This is a genomic window from Paenibacillus sp. LPE1-1-1.1 (assembly GCF_040676435.1).
GTDB lineage: Bacteria > Bacillota > Bacilli > Paenibacillales > Paenibacillaceae > Pristimantibacillus.
Map to the genome: position 1 here is coordinate 933,071 of NZ_JBEGHY010000001.1, position 20,560 is coordinate 953,630.

20 protein-coding genes are annotated in these 20,560 nt (G+C 47.7%); 3 read left to right on the forward strand and 17 right to left on the reverse strand.

Annotation, left to right across the window (positions count from 1 at the left end; translation table 11 throughout):
• Positions 1-2: 2 nt before the first annotated feature.
• From MRBLPE1_RS04300 to MRBLPE1_RS04340, 9 genes are all read right to left on the reverse strand, one after another.
• Positions 3-881: an ABC transporter permease gene (locus MRBLPE1_RS04300; protein ID WP_364141968.1), complete on the reverse strand. Its 879-nt coding sequence runs from the start codon at positions 879-881 to the stop codon at positions 3-5.
• On the reverse strand, positions 871-1,908 hold the full coding sequence (locus MRBLPE1_RS04305; protein WP_364141971.1) for an ABC transporter permease: 1,038 nt from the start codon (positions 1,906-1,908) through the stop codon (positions 871-873). Before MRBLPE1_RS04305 ends, MRBLPE1_RS04300 begins: the two co-directional genes overlap by 11 nt.
• 1 nt (position 1,909) lies before the next feature.
• Positions 1,910-3,520 (reverse strand): ABC transporter substrate-binding protein, encoded by a 1,611-nt coding sequence (locus MRBLPE1_RS04310; RefSeq protein WP_364141973.1) that lies wholly within the window; start codon positions 3,518-3,520, stop codon positions 1,910-1,912.
• 216 nt (positions 3,521-3,736) lie between these two features.
• A complete protein-coding gene (locus MRBLPE1_RS04315) occupies positions 3,737-4,630 on the reverse strand; it encodes a response regulator (protein ID WP_364141976.1) in 894 nt (297 codons plus the stop codon).
• Between the two features lie 6 nt (positions 4,631-4,636).
• Positions 4,637-5,926, reverse strand: a complete 1,290-nt coding sequence (locus tag MRBLPE1_RS04320) for a sensor histidine kinase (protein WP_364141979.1) — start codon at positions 5,924-5,926, stop codon at positions 4,637-4,639.
• A gap of 141 nt (positions 5,927-6,067) precedes the next feature.
• A complete protein-coding gene (locus tag MRBLPE1_RS04325) occupies positions 6,068-6,718 on the reverse strand; it encodes an amino acid ABC transporter permease (protein WP_364141982.1) in 651 nt (216 codons plus the stop codon).
• A 15-nt stretch (positions 6,719-6,733) separates the two neighbouring features.
• The gene (locus MRBLPE1_RS04330) at positions 6,734-7,387 is read right to left on the reverse strand and encodes an amino acid ABC transporter permease (RefSeq protein WP_364141984.1); all 654 of its coding nucleotides are present in this window, start codon (positions 7,385-7,387) and stop codon (positions 6,734-6,736) included.
• Between the two features lie 67 nt (positions 7,388-7,454).
• Positions 7,455-8,300 carry an ABC transporter substrate-binding protein gene (locus MRBLPE1_RS04335; RefSeq protein WP_364141987.1) on the reverse strand — a complete coding sequence of 282 codons (846 nt, stop codon included), beginning with the start codon at positions 8,298-8,300 and terminating at the stop codon, positions 7,455-7,457.
• A 19-nt stretch (positions 8,301-8,319) separates the two neighbouring features.
• Positions 8,320-9,048 carry an amino acid ABC transporter ATP-binding protein gene (locus MRBLPE1_RS04340; RefSeq protein ID WP_364141990.1) on the reverse strand — a complete coding sequence of 243 codons (729 nt, stop codon included), beginning with the start codon at positions 9,046-9,048 and terminating at the stop codon, positions 8,320-8,322.
• Positions 9,049-9,338: 290 nt separating this feature from the next.
• On the opposite strand from MRBLPE1_RS04340, the gene MRBLPE1_RS04345 reads away from it, so the two are divergent.
• Complete coding sequence (locus tag MRBLPE1_RS04345; protein WP_364141993.1) at positions 9,339-10,775, forward strand: PLP-dependent aminotransferase family protein; 1,437 nt, start codon at positions 9,339-9,341, stop codon at positions 10,773-10,775.
• Between the two features lie 62 nt (positions 10,776-10,837).
• On the opposite strand, the gene MRBLPE1_RS04350 is transcribed toward MRBLPE1_RS04345, so the two are convergent.
• Positions 10,838-10,972, reverse strand: a complete 135-nt coding sequence (locus MRBLPE1_RS04350; protein ID WP_308998417.1) for a hypothetical protein — start codon at positions 10,970-10,972, stop codon at positions 10,838-10,840.
• A gap of 42 nt (positions 10,973-11,014) precedes the next feature.
• The gene (locus MRBLPE1_RS04355; protein ID WP_364141997.1) at positions 11,015-11,965 is read right to left on the reverse strand and encodes a carbon-nitrogen hydrolase family protein; all 951 of its coding nucleotides are present in this window, start codon (positions 11,963-11,965) and stop codon (positions 11,015-11,017) included.
• A gap of 243 nt (positions 11,966-12,208) precedes the next feature.
• Here MRBLPE1_RS04355 and MRBLPE1_RS04360 point away from each other — a divergent pair, with 243 nt between their 5' ends.
• Complete coding sequence (locus MRBLPE1_RS04360; protein ID WP_364142000.1) at positions 12,209-12,349, forward strand: hypothetical protein; 141 nt, start codon at positions 12,209-12,211, stop codon at positions 12,347-12,349.
• A 94-nt stretch (positions 12,350-12,443) separates the two neighbouring features.
• Here the strand turns inward: MRBLPE1_RS04360 and MRBLPE1_RS04365 are convergent, their stop codons facing one another.
• From MRBLPE1_RS04365 to MRBLPE1_RS04390, 6 genes are all read right to left on the reverse strand, one after another.
• On the reverse strand, positions 12,444-13,832 hold the full coding sequence (locus tag MRBLPE1_RS04365) for an ADP-ribosylglycohydrolase family protein (protein WP_364142003.1): 1,389 nt from the start codon (positions 13,830-13,832) through the stop codon (positions 12,444-12,446).
• 43 nt (positions 13,833-13,875) lie between these two features.
• Complete coding sequence (locus MRBLPE1_RS04370) at positions 13,876-14,688, reverse strand: MBL fold metallo-hydrolase (RefSeq protein ID WP_364142006.1); 813 nt, start codon at positions 14,686-14,688, stop codon at positions 13,876-13,878.
• 40 nt (positions 14,689-14,728) lie between these two features.
• Positions 14,729-15,571: a sugar phosphate isomerase/epimerase family protein gene (locus MRBLPE1_RS04375; RefSeq protein ID WP_364142009.1), complete on the reverse strand. Its 843-nt coding sequence runs from the start codon at positions 15,569-15,571 to the stop codon at positions 14,729-14,731.
• On the reverse strand, positions 15,561-16,316 hold the full coding sequence (locus tag MRBLPE1_RS04380) for an N-acetylmannosamine-6-phosphate 2-epimerase (protein ID WP_364142012.1): 756 nt from the start codon (positions 16,314-16,316) through the stop codon (positions 15,561-15,563). Before MRBLPE1_RS04380 ends, MRBLPE1_RS04375 begins: the two co-directional genes overlap by 11 nt.
• Before the next feature lie 38 nt (positions 16,317-16,354).
• Positions 16,355-17,314 carry a Gfo/Idh/MocA family protein gene (locus tag MRBLPE1_RS04385; protein ID WP_364142016.1) on the reverse strand — a complete coding sequence of 320 codons (960 nt, stop codon included), beginning with the start codon at positions 17,312-17,314 and terminating at the stop codon, positions 16,355-16,357.
• 75 nt (positions 17,315-17,389) lie between these two features.
• Entirely contained in the window at positions 17,390-18,757 is a 1,368-nt protein-coding gene (locus tag MRBLPE1_RS04390) for an N-acyl-D-glucosamine 2-epimerase (RefSeq protein ID WP_364142019.1), read from the reverse strand.
• 231 nt (positions 18,758-18,988) lie between these two features.
• On the opposite strand from MRBLPE1_RS04390, the gene MRBLPE1_RS04395 reads away from it, so the two are divergent.
• Positions 18,989-20,527, forward strand: a complete 1,539-nt coding sequence (locus tag MRBLPE1_RS04395; RefSeq protein WP_364142022.1) for a DUF4127 family protein — start codon at positions 18,989-18,991, stop codon at positions 20,525-20,527.
• Positions 20,528-20,560 lie beyond the last annotated feature (33 nt).

The following is a 20,560-nucleotide window of genomic DNA, read 5'->3' on the forward strand; positions in this document are numbered from 1 at the left end:
TCCTATTCGTGAGCTTTGTACGGGTTATAGAGAGCTTGAACATTTTCGCCAAGGAGATCGAAAAGCCTGACAATGGCAAGCAGCGAAACCCCAGGCATAAGCGCAATCCACCATTGGCCCGTGCTTAAATAATTAAGCGATTCCGACAAGATCACCCCAATGCCGGGTTGATGCGGCGATAAGCCAAATCCGAGAAAGGTCAGAGACGCCTCATGCAAAATAGTGTGCGGAAACATGAGTATCAGCCCCACCAAAAATTGCGGGTAAACGTGGGGAAGAATATGATGCAGCATGATATAACCATTGCTCTTTCCAAGACTTTGGGAAGCGATCACATATTGGCTGGTTTTTAACTGCAATACCTCCGCTCGCACCACGCGCGCCAAATAGGTCCAATGCGTCAGAATCATGCCGACGATAATGCCTTGCGGCCCTTTTCCCAAAATAAAAGAAATGAGAATGAGAAAAATAAGCATCGGCACTCCCATCACGACATCAATCAGCCAATTAACGATTGCATCTGCCTTTTTTCCGCCGATAGCCGCCGCCGTTCCCATAAATAGGGCAAGGATGCCGCTTCCTGCCGTGGATAAAGCACCGATGATAATACTGAGAGAGAGGCCTTTCATTGTACGCAAAAACATATCTCTACCGAACCAGTCGGTCCCATAAATATGGTTAAACGAGGGCTGAAGATTTTTATCGACAAAATTGACCTGAATCGCACTTTCTGAAATTAAGTTGCCAGCTATTAAAATAGTTATTATAAGCAATGCGCAGACCGCAATATAAAATCGCGTTTTTTTACGTCTATTCGCAAAACGGAATGTGAATCTTTTATTTTTATTCGGCTCGGACCATACGATCGTATTACTGCTCACGCCGATAACCCTCCCTTATGCGGGGATCTACCAAGGAATATAATAGATTCGCGATAAAATTTCCCATAAATACAAAAGACGATGCGAACAATGCGATACCAACCAGTAAGGTCAAATCCGCTCGTATTCCGGCTTCTACAACGGCTTTGCCGAGACCCGGATAAGAAAAAATGCCCTCTGCCAATGTGGATCCCCCGAATAACTCCGCTATAGAGCCAAATTGCAGCGTAATGGCTGGAAGCAGTATATTCTTAAAGCCGTGTCTTTTAAAAATGAGCCATTTTTTCTCTCCCCTGGCTTTAGCGAACAGCGCGTAGTCACTATCCAAAACATCAACAAATTTCTGCCGCGTATGCAGGGCAATGCTCGCAACACCGGTCAAGCTCAATGTAAGGGCTGGAAGAAATAAATGATAGAGCTTATCTGCCAAGCCTACTTCGGCAGCCGTGACATGGATCGGAGCGCTTAGCCCGATTGGAAACCAGCCTAAGCCTACTGAAAATACGATTAAAAGCAGAATGCCCACCCAGAAAATCGGCGCGGAGGCTAGCGTAAGACAGTACATTTTGATTATTCGATCGATAAGTTTTCCTTTATTCAGAGCACCTATAATGCCCATTCCAAAGCCAATAACCCCAGATAGTACCCATGCAGTCCCCATAAGAAGAAGAGAAGCAGAGAATTTCTCCGCAATAACTTCCTTTACCGGTTGGTTGTATACGATGCTGGTTCCCATATTCCCGCTCAGCAGGCCCCTAATCCATTTCACGTACCGAACGGCGAAGCTGTCGTTTAGTCCCCAGTAATCTCTCAAATGCTCGATTTGCTCCGGGGGCAAAGAAGCATGCTCTCCTCCAATGTAGGCTTCAATCGGATCAATCGGGGAAAATTTCATTAGAATGAAGCAAACGATCGACACGGCAATCAAAAGCAGCAGCAAGCGCAGTATTTTGGTCGCTAAAAACCGTAATATATTCGTGAGATGGGTGGCTGCTATCATGGGACCCGGCTTAACTTCCGCCATCATATCAGCGCTTCACCCAATCTTTAATATTTTCTACCGTAATCCAATAGGCCCCTCTGTGGGGCGCGGGTCTGAAATCTCCAATTTCAACGCCGTTTTTAATATAGAACGTATGATGGAAGGCGACCATCGGCACAAACGGGCTATCACCCAGCGAATTGGCGCCATGTTCTCCGTCCCACTGCGCTTTTTTCCAAAATGCCATGGCTTCATCCTGATTTGTCGTCTGGATCGCTTGATTTAAATATTCGTCCACGAACTCATTCTTATAGCTGGGCGAATTGGTTGTTCCATTAGTTATGCGGTCTGAGCTAAAGTTCGTATAAATTTCGAATGGGCTATCGGCACCTTTGCCAAATAAATAGGCATCTTTATAGATCAGCTTTTGCTTACTGATTTCATCCCAAACCTTGGCTTCGAGATTTACTTTGATTCCGATTGTTTGGGCACTTTCCTGAACGCCGAGCACCACGGCTTGCCTCTCCACATCGCCTGGGGTATACAGCAGCGTAAATTCCGCCTTTAGCCCATCCTTCTCCACAATACCGTCCTTGTCTGTATCTGCCCAGCCGCCTTCTTGCAAAATCCGCTTAGCCGATTCCACATCTGCGTTTTTTATGGCGTTCGCTTCATTATCCCAAGGCATTCCAGGGTTATGGGAATAAACCGGCCTGGCACCGCCGTTCAGCGCATTTTTGCTAATTCCTTCACGATCCATACCGTAGGACAGCGCTCTTCGGATGGCTGTATCAGAGGTTACGTCATTTCCTACCGGTATGCCTTCTATCTCGTATGTACCGCTTTTTACCGTCGGTAAACTCAAAGAAACAATATCCATCGTTTCAATGCTTCTCTGCGTATAACCTGGGATCTCTTTGCCGATATAATCCATGCTGACACGGGCAATATCAATTTCTCCTCTTTTGGCGCCTGCAAAGCTAGCGTCCATATCCAGGTAAAGGAAGGTTACTTTCTTGATGTTCGGTTTTTTCCCGTAATAAGTCGGATTGGCTTCGATAACCAACTTCTGCCCTTTTTGCCATTCGACGAACTTATACGGGCCTGAACCGATCGGATTTTGTCCGTACGCCTCGCTATAGGCATGCTCTGGAATGATCGCGATTCTGGTTAACGTATATTCAAAGGTGGAGTCGGGATGGTCCAGAACAAACTTGACGGTATAATCATCTTCGGCTATGACCTGTTTTACGTTAGAAAGATCAATGTACGATGTCGTTTCTCTCACCTTCCCGAAAGTGAATGCCACATCGCCCGCCGTAAGCTTTTCCCCGTCAGAGAACAGTACATCGTTTCGCAGCTTTACCGTTAATTCTTTCCCATCCTCGCTTACTGATCTCTCTATTGCCAAATCATTAACCAAGTTCATCTCTTTATCGAAAACGACCAGCTTGCTTTGGAACAACGCCTCGCCCAGGCCCGGCCAGTCAAAAGCGGGATCGAAGCCTTTGGCCGGCTCCCCTTTGATAGACACAACGATTTCCTCGGATGCTTCAACTTGATGAGCCATAATAGGCTCGGCTTTCTTCTCGCTAGAGCAGCCGCTAACCACGATAACCAGCGTCAAAAATACGGATAACCATAAACTTCTTTTCATCATTTCCTCCTAATATTTACTTTTTTGATGAAGACTGTCGGTCTTAATAGTAATTATTACGATTAAATTTGTCAATGACTACTTTTTCGGTTTTAGCTGCGCTATTAAAAATAATTGCCCTATGAAACAAAAAAAGCCGCAAGGCATTCGCGGCTTTTCTTGCTTTTCACGGGGCATGGGCGTTTCGGGATTTCTATTTTTGTTTTCCGGTGTTTATTAATATGGCTGGCTTCTTCGATTATCGAGCACTTCTAAGTAGAGCACCTGCAGAAACTTTTTGATATTGATTTTTCCTTTTCCCGGCTGCAGCTTTTCATCGATCTCTTTCATCTTTAAACGGATCTCTTGAAAGTCAAAATAGAGCGGAGCATAATGCTCAAATTTTGGATTGCCGTAGTCCGTAAGTCCAATGCTCGCGAGGTTTGAAACCGCGCTCATTACCGCACGGCGAATCCGCTGCTCTACAGCCTTAACCTCCCTAGCGGGGTCGTGATGGGCACGGGCGGCAATCTCATACAAATCTTTTAGAGGAGGAAGCGAATCCGACTGATCATGATGAATAAGATGTTCCATGATTTCAATCATGTCCCTGCTTCCGATTTCGCCGATTATTCCCATATCCCTCAAAATAGGCTGAATGATTTCTCGAGCCGTCTGTTTTCTCTCGATGTACCCTACATTCGTATTCAGATTGCTGAGCTTTGCCATAGATTCCTTGATTTCATTCAAATAACGCCCGATTTTCCAATGCTCATTCACTTTGGACAATACAGCTTGGACTTCCACCCGATTAATCGGTTTATGAATATAAAATTCGATTCCTGCCTGATAGGCTTTGCCAATCATCTCTTTATTTTCGATTTGCGATATCATGACATATTTTCCGCTATAGCCTTTTTGCTTCAGTTGATTTATGGTCTCGATTCCATCCTGATCCGGCATCAATAAGTCAATCAGCAAGACGTCGGGATTCGCGCCCAGAACGGCTCGTTCCCCTTCGCTCCCGTTTTCCGCCGTAACGACTACCTCGCCAAGCCAGCTTTTCTCGATGATGGTTTGCAGCATTCGAATGCTTACCGCATCATCATCCACTATACCAAATGAAAGCATTGGTCATCACACCCCTAATTTCAATGTATGGGTCGAAAAGGCCACAACAAAGGTGGTTGTTTCTTCGGACTGTCTAGAGGTATGCAAACTTAGCTTTCCTCCTGATGAATGAACGATATCGCGAACATGCGATAAGCCGATTCCAGTAGCCGCACATCCCTCATCATTAAATTTAGTCGTAAATCCCGGTTCAAAAATGACCTCCTTATTCTGCTCCGCAATTCCTGTTCCCGTGTCGGAAACGACAACTATCGTTTCATCCTCCTGTTCATAAACCTTGATACGAACCCATCCCTTTGTGTCAATGGCTTCCACCGCATTTGAAACCAAATTGTTAAGCACGGTTAACAGCGGAATAAAATGGGCCGTAGCGTAATTGGTGTCTACCTTTTTTTCAAAATGAACCTCCTTCTTTAACATCTTACTATAGCCGGAATTCGATTGGATAACAAAAATAACGATTTCAGCAAGGGTCATGTCGGAAGCCGTTTCCCGGCTGAATACCTTAAGCAATCCAGATAGAATGCGCTGGGAGTCCTTCTTCACCTCATGAATCTGCTGCGTAATTTCCAGCATGGAGCGGCTGGCGTCTTTTTCGCCGGCGCTGCTCAGCTTACAATACAATTCATGACTCTTGGCTGTAATTCGCTCGATCGTATCCATTGATTTTTTTAAATAAAACACTTCTCCGTACAAGCCTGAACCGACATTAAGCATTTGCTCCATCCGTTTTTGCTGTTCGTTATGAACGGCCCGCATCTGGCTTATGATTATACTGCTGTACATTCCAACCACAAAGATGCTCCGCACCACCGAGGTTACTCCTATCAATATCAACTGTCCCTTATAAAGATATGCTGAATCAAATAGAATACTGCGAGTCAAAAGCTCTATTTCATTAGATACAAAATCGATAAGCGATATCAAACAGGATAAAAGGAGCGGATGGCCTTTTGATAAAATACCTTGAATCCCCTTCATGCCGATTGCGAAAACGATGTAATAAAGCGCCGCTGACACATGGGTTTTCAGACTTGCATAGAAAGTGAACGTATCGTACGAAACGAATCCGTCTATGGCCGATCGGAAAACAAGCACCGTAATTCCCGTAACCACTCCCGAATACACGCAGGGCAGCTGCCGCATTAACAACAGGGACAACAGAAAAGCGCTGCTTCCGAGACCAATGCGAAATACTTCTCCGTTAAAGGGCGTTATCTTGAATTCGCCTGCGATCGCCGTCATCACAGCCACCAGCATCATTTGCATTCCGACGTTATTCCTATATCTTTGCAAGTAATCCCCTCCCTGTATCCCTCATTGTAAACAACGGGATATTATTTGCATATCCGCAAAAAGACTGACTTCTCATGAAGTCAGCCATTCGATTCATCTATATGCTGCTGGAAACCCGGATCTTGTGACGATGCCTCACTTTTAAACGACTTTAGTCTCCATTCTTTTTGCGATGATGGATAAGGCGTAGTTAACAGTAAAGTATAGGATTGCGGCTAAAAGGAGAACCGGAATGACATACTGATTACTTTGCCCGATAACAATTTTCGATTGGTTCATCAGTTCCGGCAACGAAATAACAACGGCCAATGACGTATCTTTCAGTAATGAAATAAATTGGCTGACAAGCGGAGGCACCATACGACGCAGCCCCTGCGGCAAAACAATATGCCAGAGCGTGCGCATGTAGCCGAGCCCCGAAGAACGTGCCGCCTCAATTTGTCCCTTTTCGATGGAATGCAATCCGCTGCGGACGATTTCGGAAATCATAGCCCCTTCAAATAATGTCAAAGCAACAATCGCGGCATACACCGGACCTAGTTGGATGCCGACATCCGGCAGCGCGAACCGTGCGAAAAAAATAATGAGAAGCAGCGGCAAATTCCGCAGCAATTCTACGAGCAGGCCAAGAATCGGCGAAAGAACAGGCACTTTCATATAACGAATGGTTCCGACAATAGAGCCAAGCACAAAGCTTAGAATAATAGAAATGAACGCAACTTTGAGCGTCATGTAAAAGCCTTCTAAAATAAACCTTAAATTCTCACTTGATAAAGCATTGGCGAAATCCATCTGTTCTCCTCCTTTCTATCCATGTTTAGCCAACCTGTTTTCCAAGTAATGCGCAGCATAGCTTAATGGCAGAGTCAGCACCAAATAAAATACGGCAACAAAAATATAAGTATCAAAGGTGGCATACGTTTTGCTGGCAATCCGATCGCCGAAATACATGAGATCCAAACCTGCGATAACACTGAGCACCGACGAATTTTTAACTAAGTTGATAAACTGGTTGCTAAGCGGAGGAATGACAATTTTGATTGCTTGCGGAAGAACAACATGTCTCATCGTTTGCACATACGTTAAACCGGAAGAATTTGCCGCTTCTGTCTGCCCCTTTGGCACGGCCATGATTCCCGCCCGGACGGCCTCCGCAATAAAGGCTGCCGTGTAAACCGTCAGTCCGATTGTCCCGCAGACAAATCCGCTTAGCGTTATACCAAGCGCGGGCAAACCCCAGAAAAAAATATATACAACCAGCAGAAGCGGTATGTTACGGATAAACTCAACATAGGCGGTTCCTCCCCATCGCAATGGCTTGATGGACGAAATACGGAATACCGCAATGACCGTCCCGAGTACGAAGCTGCCGAGCAGCGCTATGATGCTGGAGTAGATCGTATTGATAAAGCCTTCCATATAGAAGTCAAAGTACTCTGTTATGATCGAGAAATCCGGCATGGTTTATCCCCCTTACCTATAAAAGAAGGGTGGCCGTGGCCACCCGTTTGGTGTTGTCATTGATCTGCTACTCGGACGGCGCTTCCCCAATCCAGTGCTCATAGATTTTCTTGTATTCACCGCTCGATTTCATCGCTGCCAGCTCTTTATTGACGGCATCCACCAGCGCTGTTTCCCCTTTCTTGATCGCTATACCGTACGGCTCGTCGGTGAAAGGCTCGCCAACCACTTCATATCCGGCATCTTGTGCCATCATTCCGTACAGGATCGCATTATCCGTTGTCAATACATCGCCTTGACCCGCTTTAAGCGCGGCGAAGGCATCCTGGTAGTTATCAAATTCAAGCACGGTTGCATCCGGCGCTTTTTCTATAATATTGTCTACGGAAGTGGAGCCCTTTACGGCCAGTACTTTTGTTCCTTTCGAGATGTCTTCGATGCTCTTAATCGCGCTCCCCTTTTTCACGAGCAACGACTGTCCTGCTTTAAAATACACCTCTGAGAAATCGACTTGTTCTTTCCGCTCTTCCGTAATGGTCATTGTTGCAACGATTAAATCAATTTCATTGTTATCCAGCATCGGAATCCGGGTCTTTGAAGTCACTTCCTTCAGCTCAAGTTTAGTCTCATCTCCTAGAATCGACTTCGCCAGCGCTTTCGCAATATCCACATCGAAGCCCTCGACTTCATTGCTCGCAGGATTTTTAAGGCCAAAAAGCTTCGTATCGTATTTCACGCCGACAACCAGCTTGCCTCTGCTCTTGATCGAATCAAGCAGCGAAGCATCCGCTTCTGAGTTCCCGTTTGTTGATCCTGAGCTATTGTTCGCCTTCTCGCTCCCGCATCCCGCTAATACACCTACCGACATCACGATCATCATTAAGGTAACGGACAACCATTTCTTTGCCATCATTTCGAATCTCCCCTTTATCCTAATGATTTAATACACGATTTAAAAATAAGCGAGCCCGCTCCTCGCGCGGATTGGAAAAGAACTCTTCGGGGGTTGCTTCCTCGATGATATGTCCCTTATCCATAAACACGACCCGGTCAGCTACTTCCCGCGCAAAACCCATCTCATGCGTGACAACAACCATCGTCATCCCCTCATTCGCGAGCGCCTTCATCACATCCAATACCTCACCAACCATTTCAGGATCGAGGGCGGATGTCGGCTCATCGAAAAGCATGACCTGCGGCTTCATCGCCAGTCCCCTGGCAATAGCTACACGCTGCTGCTGTCCTCCTGACAGCTGGGAAGGATATTGGCCCGCTTTGTCCATAATCCCAACCTTCTCTAAATAATACATCGCGGTTTTTTCAGCTTCCTGCTTCGTCAAACCAAGCACCTTCATAGGGGCCAATGTAATGTTATCGATTACTTTCATATGCGGATACAAATTGAAATGCTGAAACACCATTCCAATATCCCGCCTTAGCTTGTTAATATTCGTTTTCTTATCATTGACTGTTTGACTGTTGATGATCAGATCACCGCTTGTGATGGTCTCCAAACGGTTAATGCACCGAAGCAGCGTACTTTTTCCGGAACCGGACGGTCCCACTACGACGACGACTTCCCCTTGCTCGATCTGCAGATTAATATCCTTGAGCACATGGAAATGACCGTAATGCTTTTCAACCTGCCGAAATAAGATCATCGGACCCCTCCCCTCCAATCTCATCAACCAACATTTGTCAGATGCAAGTTAGATAACCTCACATAAATTTTACAGGCAGACTACGTGAACTTATAAAATCCTACATTTTATTGAAATATTTTTCTGCACCGCATTGGATCTGTACATATGTTTTTGGATAGGGTACGTTAAGTTGAGGACGAAATGACGATAATACCAAATGGTGTTCATGCCTAATCTGGGAGCAACAACATTATTTTGGATACAGCATGATATCAATTACTATTCTGTTAAAAAGGCGTTGAAAGCTAATGTGGAGACCTGATCGTTCGAATAAAAAACCTTTATATCAGCAAATTGTCGAATATATGGAACGGAGAATTTCATATGCCGAGTTACCGCCCGGCAGTATCCTGCCATCCGAGAGAAAACTAGCGGAACAACTAGGCGTGAATCGAAGTACGGTCATCCAAGCGTATGAAGAACTGCGTGCTTCCGGTTTAGTGGAGAGTACGGTTGGCAGCGGTACTTACGTAAGCCGGACAAAGTGGGGAATTTCACCGAAACAAACACCGAACTGGCGTCAATACACGGAAGGCGGGACATTCCTGCCTAACCTTCCTTTAATGAGACGTATTCGTGAGGTCACTCAAAATGATCCATCGGTCATTAATATGGCTAGCGGCGAATTATCTTCTGATCTGTTTCCGAACGAAATGATATCTGATTTGTTGCAAGAACAGCGATTCCAAGAGCATCTTGGTTATGATGATCCTCAAGGCTACGATCTTTTAAGAAAATCGCTTGTTCATACCTTAAAAGAGTACAACGGAATCAACACAATGGAATCCTCTATCCTTATCACATCCGGATCACAACAGTCATTATATTTAATTACCCAATGCCTTTTATCGCCCGGGGACGCTGTTGCCATAGAAGATCCGTCTTATTGTTATTCCTTACCCATGTTCCAATCAGCAGGATTGCGTATCTTCCGTTTGCCAGTCCGCGATGACGGCATCGATCCTGATGATCTAATTCAGCTTTATCGTCAACATCGAATCCGTATGGTATTTGTGAACCCGAATTATCAAAATCCTACCGGTACCATTCTTCGTGAAGATAAACGCAGACGCTTGCTCCAGGTTGCCACTGATTTGCGAGTTCCGATTGTGGAAGATGATCCGTTTAGCTTAACTTCCTTTAGCGGGACAATTCCGGCCTCGCTGAAGTCAATGGATACAGACGGGATTGTCCTTTATATAGGTTCTCTTTCTAAAGTCGCCGCTTCGGGGCTTAGAATTGGTTGGATGATTGCCCCCCAATCCGTCATTGGCCGTTTAACCGACGCCCGGCAGCAAATGGACTTCGGACTAAGCATCGTATCGCAATGGGTCGCGGAACGACTCTTAACATCGGAGCATTTTGACCGGCATATTATTCATTTGCGGCAAGCTTTGGATCTAAAACAAAAAATGATGGCTCGATCAATACAGGACACGATGCAAGAAAAAGTAACCTTTACGCCTCCGCAAGGAGGATTAAACCTATGGTGTAAAATAAACCAGCCTATCGATGATACAAGGTTATTGGAGGAGTCGATTAAGAGAGGGGTCGTATTTGTGCCCGGAAGTGTTTACGGTTCAGAGCCGGGATTTGTGCGGTTTAGTTTTGCCAAACCGAAACTCGATGAGATTCCATTAGGCATTCGTGCGTTTTCCGATGCGCTTGAAGTGTTCCACAAGTAATGGATAGGGTTCAAATAAAAAAATACAGCCCTTCTCTTCAATAGAGATAGGCTGTATTTCATTTATTGACCATCAATCCGGTCGTCATGGTCTTCCCATCTTTTCGAATAGGCTTTATTTGTAATCCAAAACGTGATGCACGACAAAATGACAACGATGATAGCCGAAAAAATCCAAACACTTACCGGTACCTGCATACCGCTTCTCCTCCTTGTGGTATCGATTAATCTCCTTGTCAACTAGGATTTGAAGATAACGATATCTTTTTTCATTTCGTTGACAACCAATTGAAAAATGTCAGGTCTGTTATAATGCCCCACCACATCAAAATCATAACGGCTTTTGGCAATGAGCGACATGTCTAGATCCGCATAGATAATCCCTTCCTGGTCATATAGCGGCTGTTCCACATATTCTCCTAATGGTCCGACGATCGCACTGCCTCCCCTGCACAATATATCGGGGTCCTCTTCGATGTCAAGGTAGCCGGCAAGATCAGTCGGATAGGTTGATTTTGTTACGAACTGGTTGCTGGACAAAACATAGCATCGGCCTTCGCAGGCAATATGCTGAAGCGTTGCCTGCCAAGTAGCGCGAGCATCCGCAGTAGGCGTAATTAGAATATCGATACCTTTCGCGTACATCGCTGTTCTCGCAAGCGGCATATAGTTCTCCCAGCAAATCAATCCGCCTATGCGTCCGAATGGCGTATCAATAACGGTAAGCGTACTCCCGTCTCCTTGCCCCCAGAGCAGCCGTTCCGCGCCTGTAGGCATCAGCTTGCGATGCTTCCCGAGCACTTGTCCGTCCGGTCCGATATAAACAATGGAATTATATAAGGTTGATCCGCTGAATTCCTGATCTTTCTCCACGACGCCTACAACGAGATACAACTCATTTTCTTTGGCAATCTCACCTAGACGATCCGTATCCTCGCCAGGTATTTCGATCGAGCTTTCCCAATGTCTGTGCCAATCTTCGCGTCCTTCACTCGTTCTGCTACCGACACGAGTACCAAGAGTCAACCCTCTCGGGTAACCGGATAGGAATACTTCCGGGAATACGAGGAGCTTTACGCCTTGCTGCCGCGCTTCAAACGAATATTTCTCTATTTTTTGGAAAGCGGATTCCTTGTCAAAAAGAATCGGAGCAGCCTGTACGACAGCAACCCGAACGTTCTGTTTCCCCATGATGATCCCTTCCAATCCTAAATATTGTTTCCCATTGCGTCGTTTATAATAACCAAACAACAAATGGCTTGTTAATAGAATAGATCCGATTATAGGAATTGTAACCGTCCAATTCAGAAAAGAATAACCCATCCATTTTGAACAATGGAGGGTGTAATGCAGCATCAAATGGATGGTTACAGACTTTTCGAAACTAGATAATATGGTGGCAGGTGACAGGGACTATCGGGAGGGAGGGTCAACATGAATTACTTCATCATTCTAAGTGCATTGTTCTTTGGCGGCATCACCTATATTTTAATGGCCGGAGCATCTATCATTAAAGATGACGATCTTATTCAAGAAAATATAAAAAACAGCTTCATCAATGTTCCGTCAAAATAGTTCACAAATAATGGGCCGCGTTCGCAGCGTGGCTCTGGACATGAAAAAACCTCCAACTAGGAGGTTTTTTCACCGCATCGATTTAATGATTAGCCTAATCCATCCATTCGATATAGGGATTATTTTCAATCAGCTTCATCGTTCTTCCCGCCAGCTCAGACAGAGGCACGATTCCAAACCCGTCTACCCCTGACCGGATTTTATCATTTAACGGCTTTACCCACTTTTCCGGCAGTGCGCGCGCGCCTTTTTGCATGCCGATGATCGAGCCTGCGGTAGCAGCATTGCAATCCGTATCGAAGCCCGAAAGGACTGCCAGACCGATCGTCGCTTCCAGCTCGCCTTCGCCGTACAGCAGGGAGGCAGCCACGATCATCGCGTTGGAGATGGTATGGCACCAGTGATGGGGATTGCTCTCGTCATATTTATGATGGATTCGCTCTACAACCCTATCGAAAGGGACAAGTTCTTCGTACCATAGCAGTACCGAACGGATATCGCCGGCAAGCCTGCAATGAGACGGAATTTGGCCGAGCCCGGCTTGTATGACATCCTGCCTGTTATCCGTGACGGCAGCCGCAGCCAGCATGGCGGCGACCCACATCGCCCCGTAAATACCATTTTTCACATGGGAAATCGACGCATCTCTCCAGGCCATTTCTGCTGCCTTCACAGGGTTTCCTGGATTGATGTAGCCATACAAGTCCACTCGGATTTGAGCTCCGATCCATTCCCTATAAACATTGCGATAGGCAGCGGAATGCGGAGGATCCATCCGGTTAACCAGGTTGCGGTAGGCAATCCGCTCAGCCGTGCAGGTGCGCAGCAGCGGCAGCAGGTTAAGCCAAGTCTCCGCTACGTCATCCGGCGAAAAGCCATAGCCGTATTTTTCAACGACGGCGAGCCCGATGATCGTATAGTTCATATCATCGTCTTCGACCATATGCTTCACATTATTAATCCAGCTTACGGAATCATTGCCGTAGGAGCCGCCTTCGTTCGTGACGCCATACTTCTTGGCGATTTCCGGGTCGATGTCGGAAGAAATATAATAATGAACGGGGAAGTTTCCTGTCTCCTTTAGCAAACCCGCAATCCGATCCTTGCGCCAGCCCTCGATCGGCTGCCCCAGCAAGCAGCCTGCAGAACGGCCCAGCCATGCGCCGTAAACTTTATCCGCCAGATCGGTTTGCGGAATAGGCAGCTTGGAAGTTGGGTTTGCGTCCGGTCGTTCCTTCTGGATTTCCGGCAGGGTCGAAGGCTCTACAAACGGGAAGTCAGCCCTCAAGGGCTGCCTCACCATTTCATCCAGATAGGCAGCCGCCATTTCTTCCCGCTGAGGGTCATTCGGCTGCATAGCGGCCAGCTTCCCATAGCTGGCATCCAATGCGTCGCCGATTTCTCTCCCCTCGTCAATCGCCTGCTGTCTCTCGATCTCAAAATGATGGCCGTATGCCAAGTAGTACTGTTCGGAGGCTTTCATTGCTTTCGATCACTCCATTCAGACCCTGCATCCAGAGCCCGTATTATAGCTGCAATATCATGCCGTCAAACGCAACGATGATCTGCTCTTGATCAAAAAACTGTGTAAGGTCGTCATGCAGCAGACCGATATTATGGGAGAAATGGGTAACGGCAACCTTTCCGTCTTTGCCGAGAATTCCTTTGCTTTTTAGCCGATTCCTTATTCCAAGAACTGCCTCGCTATTCAGATGTCCTCCGGTAAACGGCAAATGGCCGTTCGTGCAATCGAGAATGGCCAGATCCAAAGTCGTCTGCTCCAGCCATGTCCAGGTATCCTCGGGAAGAAGGCCCGTATCATGCCCGTAAAAGATACGCTTGCCGTCCTTCTCGATCACAAAGAGCAGGCAGGTTTCGTCCGGATCATGGTTTGCCGGGAGCGGCGTAACCTTTGCCGTTCCGGTATCAACGGTTTCGAACGGTACGATTCTGCGCAGGACCAAACGCTCCGCATCCGGTCTTCCAACTGCATCTCGGCACTTGCGGATAACGGCATCATGGCCGTAAACCTGCAGAGGCGCATCAAGCCCGTGCGCATAAACGGGCAGTCTCATTTCCAAATCCTCCGCGCGAAGATGATCCAGATGCGTGTGCGTAATGAACAAATCCTTTACCAAGCCCAGATCGATGCCGTCGCGCAGGACATGGTGAAGCGTATCCGGCGGAAAATCGATCTTGAGCACCCCGTCAATGAGGACGGAGCTCCTTGTTCGCAGGTTTCTGCCGCCAAGCTTCCTTGCCTTAAGGCAATGTATGCAGCGGCAGAACAACGCAGGAAAGCCCTCCGCCGCGGCGGTGCCAAGAAAATGTACGTCCAAGTATGCAGCTCCTTTCTATTTTTTTCGTTATGGGACCTGCCTAAAGAGTCGCAACGATGCGGGTAACATGATTAACCGCTTCCATCGATCCATGCCGCGGCTCCTCGTCGCCTTCGAATTCCACGGTAAGCCACCCGTCGAAACCTGATTTTTTTAGCTCGCCGAAAATGTACTTCAAGTCGACTGCGCCTTCCCCGGCTATTTTGCCAAGAAACAGCTCCCCCGTTAACGCACGTATGACCGCTCCTGTCGTGCCTTCCGGCACTGGCATGAAATCTTTTACGTGTACATGCCCGACAAAACCCTTCAGCTCGTCGATCGCGTCGCTTGAGCTTTGACCGACGAGCAGGAAGTTGCCCGTATCGAACGTGCTGCGCAGCGCATGGGAGTTGACCTCTCGAATGATGGACATAACCTGATCGCTGCGTCCCGCGAATAAACCGTGGTTTTCCAAGCAAAGCGTCACACCCTTTTGCTCTGCATAGCGGGCAGCCGCGCTTAGTCCATCAATAACGTACTGCATGCCCTGTTCAAATGATATCGAATCGTTCGGAAGATCACCCGAGAACACCCGGACTACCTTGGCTCCGAAATGGACGGCAGCGTCAACGGCATCCGTGACCTCCTTCAGTTGCGCTTCCCTTTGCGAATCGTCTGCCGTGACGAAATTATTGCATGCGCTGAAGCAAGCGACCTTTAAGCCATGCTTTTGCAGCGCTTCATCGATCAAAGGGATATCCTTTTCCTTATCCCGCCAAAAACAGCTGAGCAGCTCCACTCCCGTAACGCCTGCTTCGGAGGCAAAGCCAAGAAAATCGGCCGTATCCCATTTTCCCTCATACCATAATTTATGCACGCTCCACATGCTCAAGCTAATGTTCACAATAATCACGCTCCTCATGGAAAATAGGATAATAGCGTTCATTTTTTGTGGCCGTTTCTTCTTTTCGAATACGCTGTACATACCGCTTAACGATTTCTTGCGGCCGCGTAATGGCTGTACCGACAACTACGGCATGTGCTCCAATGTCGAAGCTGCTTAAGCACTGCTCAATGCTCCATAACCTGCCTTCCGCGAGCACCGGAACCTTTCCTAGCCGGGACAGATTCCCGACAAGCTCTAAATCCGGACCATCCTGCTGCGGACTGTGCGGTGTGTACCCGGACATTGTTGTTGATACGATATCCACACCAAGCGAAATCGCATGGACCCCTTCTTCGTAGGTCGATACGTCTGCAACGATTAGAATTTGCGGGAAAGCGCAGCGAATTTCGCGAATGAGGTCATCCAATGTCTGGTTTCCCGGCCTTGGCAGTCTCGTGCAGTCTACGGCGACGAATTCTGCGCTGGCCTCTACAATGTCCCGCACCTCAACAATCGTCGGCGTAATGTAGACATCCGAATCCTCATATTGTTTTTTATATAAACCAATGACGGGCAGCGAGCATCTTCGTTTTATTTCACGAATATCCTCCGGCGTGTTTGCCCGAATCGCCGCTGCCCCTCCTTCCTCTGCTGCCGCAGCCATAGCCGCCATAATACGCGAACCGTGCAAAGGTTCATTCGGGAGTGCCTGACAAGACAAAATAAAACCGTCCTTCAGGTCGGAGACCAGTCTCTGCTTCATCATTTCACCTGCTTTATCGTTATGAGAGTGCACACGGGTCACACTTGATAATCCGCAGAACGGTAGATCGCTTCTGTCAATTGAATCACCTTTCTTGCATAATCTCCCGATACCATTACCTCGTGCTCGCCTCTGACAGCGTCAATAAAGCTCTTATCCTGATTCGTTGTTTGCTCGGGCAGCTGAACCGGAAGGGAACCATCCTTATATGTCAAAACCTCGATCTTGCCGTTCTCGAGATAAATTACCCCTAATTCACCGCAGAAGGAATAGAACTCCTTATAGCCTGGTACAAATCCAACGATGTTCAGCGCGGCAATAGCGCCTTCTTCAAAGCGAATGCTCGTAAAAGAATCAATTTCAACCGGCGCGCCATGCATGCTGAGCGTCGCTTTCACTTCCGCCGGCTTCAGCCCGGTCGTCCACAGAAGAACATCGATAATATGACTGCCGGAATCCATCAGCATACCGCCTCCGGAAAGAGCCGCATTTTGTCTCCAGGTGCCGGCTTGGCTGCTCTTCCAATCCTGGTACAGCGTCGCGTTGACCGAGACTAGCTTGCCAATTATCCCGTCTGCAATCGCTTGGCGGATATAAATGAACTCCGGTTGAAAATGTCGTTGATAGGAAACCTGAATCAGCTGCGAACGTTCTTCTGCAGCCCTGATCAGCTGCTCCGCTTCCTGGGAGGAGCAGGTCATCGGCTTTTCAATTAACACATGGCAGCCAGCGTTCAAAACATCCAGCGCCTGGGCAAAATGAAGCGTATGCGGAGAGCAAACGATAACGGCATCCAATCCTTTATCATCGAGCATCTCGATATGGCTCGCATACCTTCGGGTATTCACCAGACCGAAGGAGGTCAGAAAATTCAAAGCCGACTGGTCGTTCGGCTCGGCAACCGCCGAGATTTCCACGCCTTCCAAGGCCAGCATTTGGCTTGCATGAAGATGCGCAATGCCTCCCGCTCCAATAAAACCGATACGAATCGTTTTCATCTGTTCCTCTTCACTCCCCATGGTTATGGATTGCTGCATATGGCTCTCAACGGATCTGTCCGTCCCATTTCATTTTCATAACGCTCCCTGAATGGACAGCCTCGTCCCATTTCGAATGGCATTCGCTGGCTTTTCCTTGAATAACCGCCGTTCCGGCGTATCACGGATCGCATTCAGTTCCAGAACGAACGGGCTGGAAGGCAGCATCCCCGAACGAAGAATAACCCGGTTGCCGTCAATCGCGATAGTGTCCCAAGTCGTGGACAGAAGTTCTCCACCGTCCCAAACTTTGTAGCACGAAGCACTTTTCGCCGAATGCTCATCGATCCGTTTATTAAACGAAATTACAATCTCATGGCTGCTTTTTCGTTCGGCAAGCATCGGAACAGGGTTCTCTTCATACATATATCCGCCTGTATGATACTCGTAAGCCGTCCAAGACGCATACCCAAGCGCAAAAACCGTTTGACTGAATGCCTTCAGCCATTCTCCGCTTTTGACCATGTGCCGCGCAGAACCGATATCGGCTTGAACGGCTAATGGCAGCTTGGGAAACATCTCCCTGATCTGGTCCGCGAATGGCTGATAGCCTTTAACGTAATCCGCCGGCAGGCCTTTCCGCGTCCAATCCGGCCAATGCGTCTGCAAAAAGTGTATATCCGGCCGTACCTTCTCTATCATTGACGGTGCGTGCAGACCTTGGTCTTCCCGGAGACGCTCCAGGCTGTCCGGTCCCGCATCGATAGCGAGCGACCAAGTGGCGACAGCAATATCCGGTCTGGCCTCGCGGACGCCACCTGCCCCATTGATCATTTCATCTATAAAACCATTGACGGCATCTACGCGAAAGTCGATCCATTCACGGTAAGCTTGAACATTGCGAAGGTAGTAGCCGGGAGCGCCAGCGTTTGTAAAATCAGGCATATCGATTCCGTATCGCGCCCGGAACGCGGCTTGCGCAAGCGGTCCGACATCTCCGTAAACGCCTCTTTGAATCCCGCCCCATTCCGGAAAATACGGCTCGGCAATTTCGATCCCGTCAAAGGGATAGTCCGTCACCAGCTTTGTTAGCGCCGACTTCTTCCACTGCACGTATCCTTCGCTAAAAGGAGACAACCGCCAGAAGCCGTCATTCGGTTCCTTGAGAAGCTTCATCTGCCAGGATGGCCATTCCTCCGGAAAATGCTCGGTAGAGAACGTACCGTTTCCGATCACCATTGCCCATACCGGGATCCCTTTTTGCCGGAACGCCAGCAGCAGTTCTTTCTGTATGACATGCTCGTTTACGACAAAATAATGAACGCTTTGATATCCCGCAAGCTCGATTTCCTGGGCGATGCTCTCTGGCGACCGCTGCTGATAATAAGCAAATGCAGGATCGATCTGGATGCTGGGACCAAAGAGGGCTTGCTTGGCAAATGATCCCTTGGACAAAGTGGACAATCGAATATACCTCCTTTTTCCAATTTCATTTGTAGTTTACCACCAATTCGGGGATAACGGAATATTTTTTTATTTAATAATTTTAATTAGGATATTTCCTCCATTCACGATTTTATGATCACATTAAAGAAAATATCCATTTAAATTTATTTTAATAAAAAAACATTCCATTCGTTTGGATTGTTGTATAATAGGCTTAATTCTTCATCTATCCATTATGGAGGTCATTGTATGAGTAAAGTCGTCTATCTGCCGCTCGACGAACGTCCTTGCAATGCAAAATTCCCGAAAATGATTGCTGCCATCAGCGATCTATCGCTCGCGGCACCCCCGAATGAGCGGCTTGGCAGAAAAAAAACGCCTGCTCGCTTTGAAGATATCCGCGATTGGCTGCTGCAAGAAACCTCCGATGCCGACTATTTGATTCTTTCGGTAGATATGCTCGTTTACGGCGGAATCGTGCCTTCCCGTCTTCATCGATTATCACTTCAGGAATGTACGGAACGACTCGGCCTTCTCCAGAAATTGAAGCTGCAAAACCCCGCCCTTCGCATCTATGCCTTCAATCTAATCATGAGAGCCCCGGCATACAACAGCAGCGACGAGGAGCCAGACTACTACGCTCATTACGGCCATTCTATTTTTCGGTACGGCTGGTTAAAAGACAAGCAGGCTTCAGAGACGCTTACCGAAGAAGAAAGCCGCGAATGGCTGCAGCTCCCGCTTGATGTGCCAGCCTCCATACTGGAAAATTTTCTTCAGCGCAGGGAAGTTAACGCTCAAGTCAATGAACAAGTCATTCGCCTGGTGAAGTCCGGCCTCATCGATCATCTAGTCATTCCTCTTGACGATAATGCGAAATACGGCTTCAGCCCAATGGAGCAGCGCAAGCTTCTTGTAGAGGCGGAACAATGCAATCTCATGGATAACGTGCTGATTTATCCTGGGGCCGACGAGATCGGGAGCATCTTGTTCGCAAAGGTGTTCTGCGCCATCAAACATTATCAGCCCGAAGTTTTCGTCCGCTACTCCTCCACGTTAGGACCTGCCATTATTCCGAAATATGAAGACCGAAGCCTGAATGAAAGCGTCAAATCTCACTTAACCTCTGGGGGCGCTTATATGGGAGACTCCTCTCAGACGGCCGATTTCGTGCTCATGGTCCACTCCCCTCCCGTTTCTTCGCAGGATGTGGCCGAATCGCCGAATTTATATCGTGAACGTCACCGTTCTTATTTCTCGGAGGTAAATATTGCTGAATTCGTCACGGCGATCGAGGCGCTTTCCCGCAAGGAACATATGGTTGCGCTGGCGGATGTCGCTTCTTGCAACGGGGCAGATCACACCCTCATGCAGCTGATGTCCAAAAAGGGTTTGATTTCCAGACTGTCAGCTTTCGCTGGCTGGAATACTTCGGGCAACACGCTTGGAACCGTCATATCGCATGCTATCGTTGCTTCCTACTATCGCAAAGACGGCAACCGCCTTGAACACAGCGACTGCATGAGCTCTCATTTTTTACTATACCGCCTGATTGAAGACTGGGGCTATCAAACGATCGTGCGGCAGGAAGCTGCCCGTCACTTGCCGGAGCTCGGCGGTACCTACTTTGATGTAGGGGCAATCCATGAGCCAGTTTCGGAGCTCGTTACGCAAAATCTGCAGCGCTTCTGCAGCGATTATTTAGGAGATTTAGCGGAAAAGAACGCTGCCGGATTAAAAGCCGAGCTTCCTTGGAACCGGATGTTCGAAGTCGACTTGACCCTATAAAAAGCCACCCGTCACCAGCCAACTCACTATCGA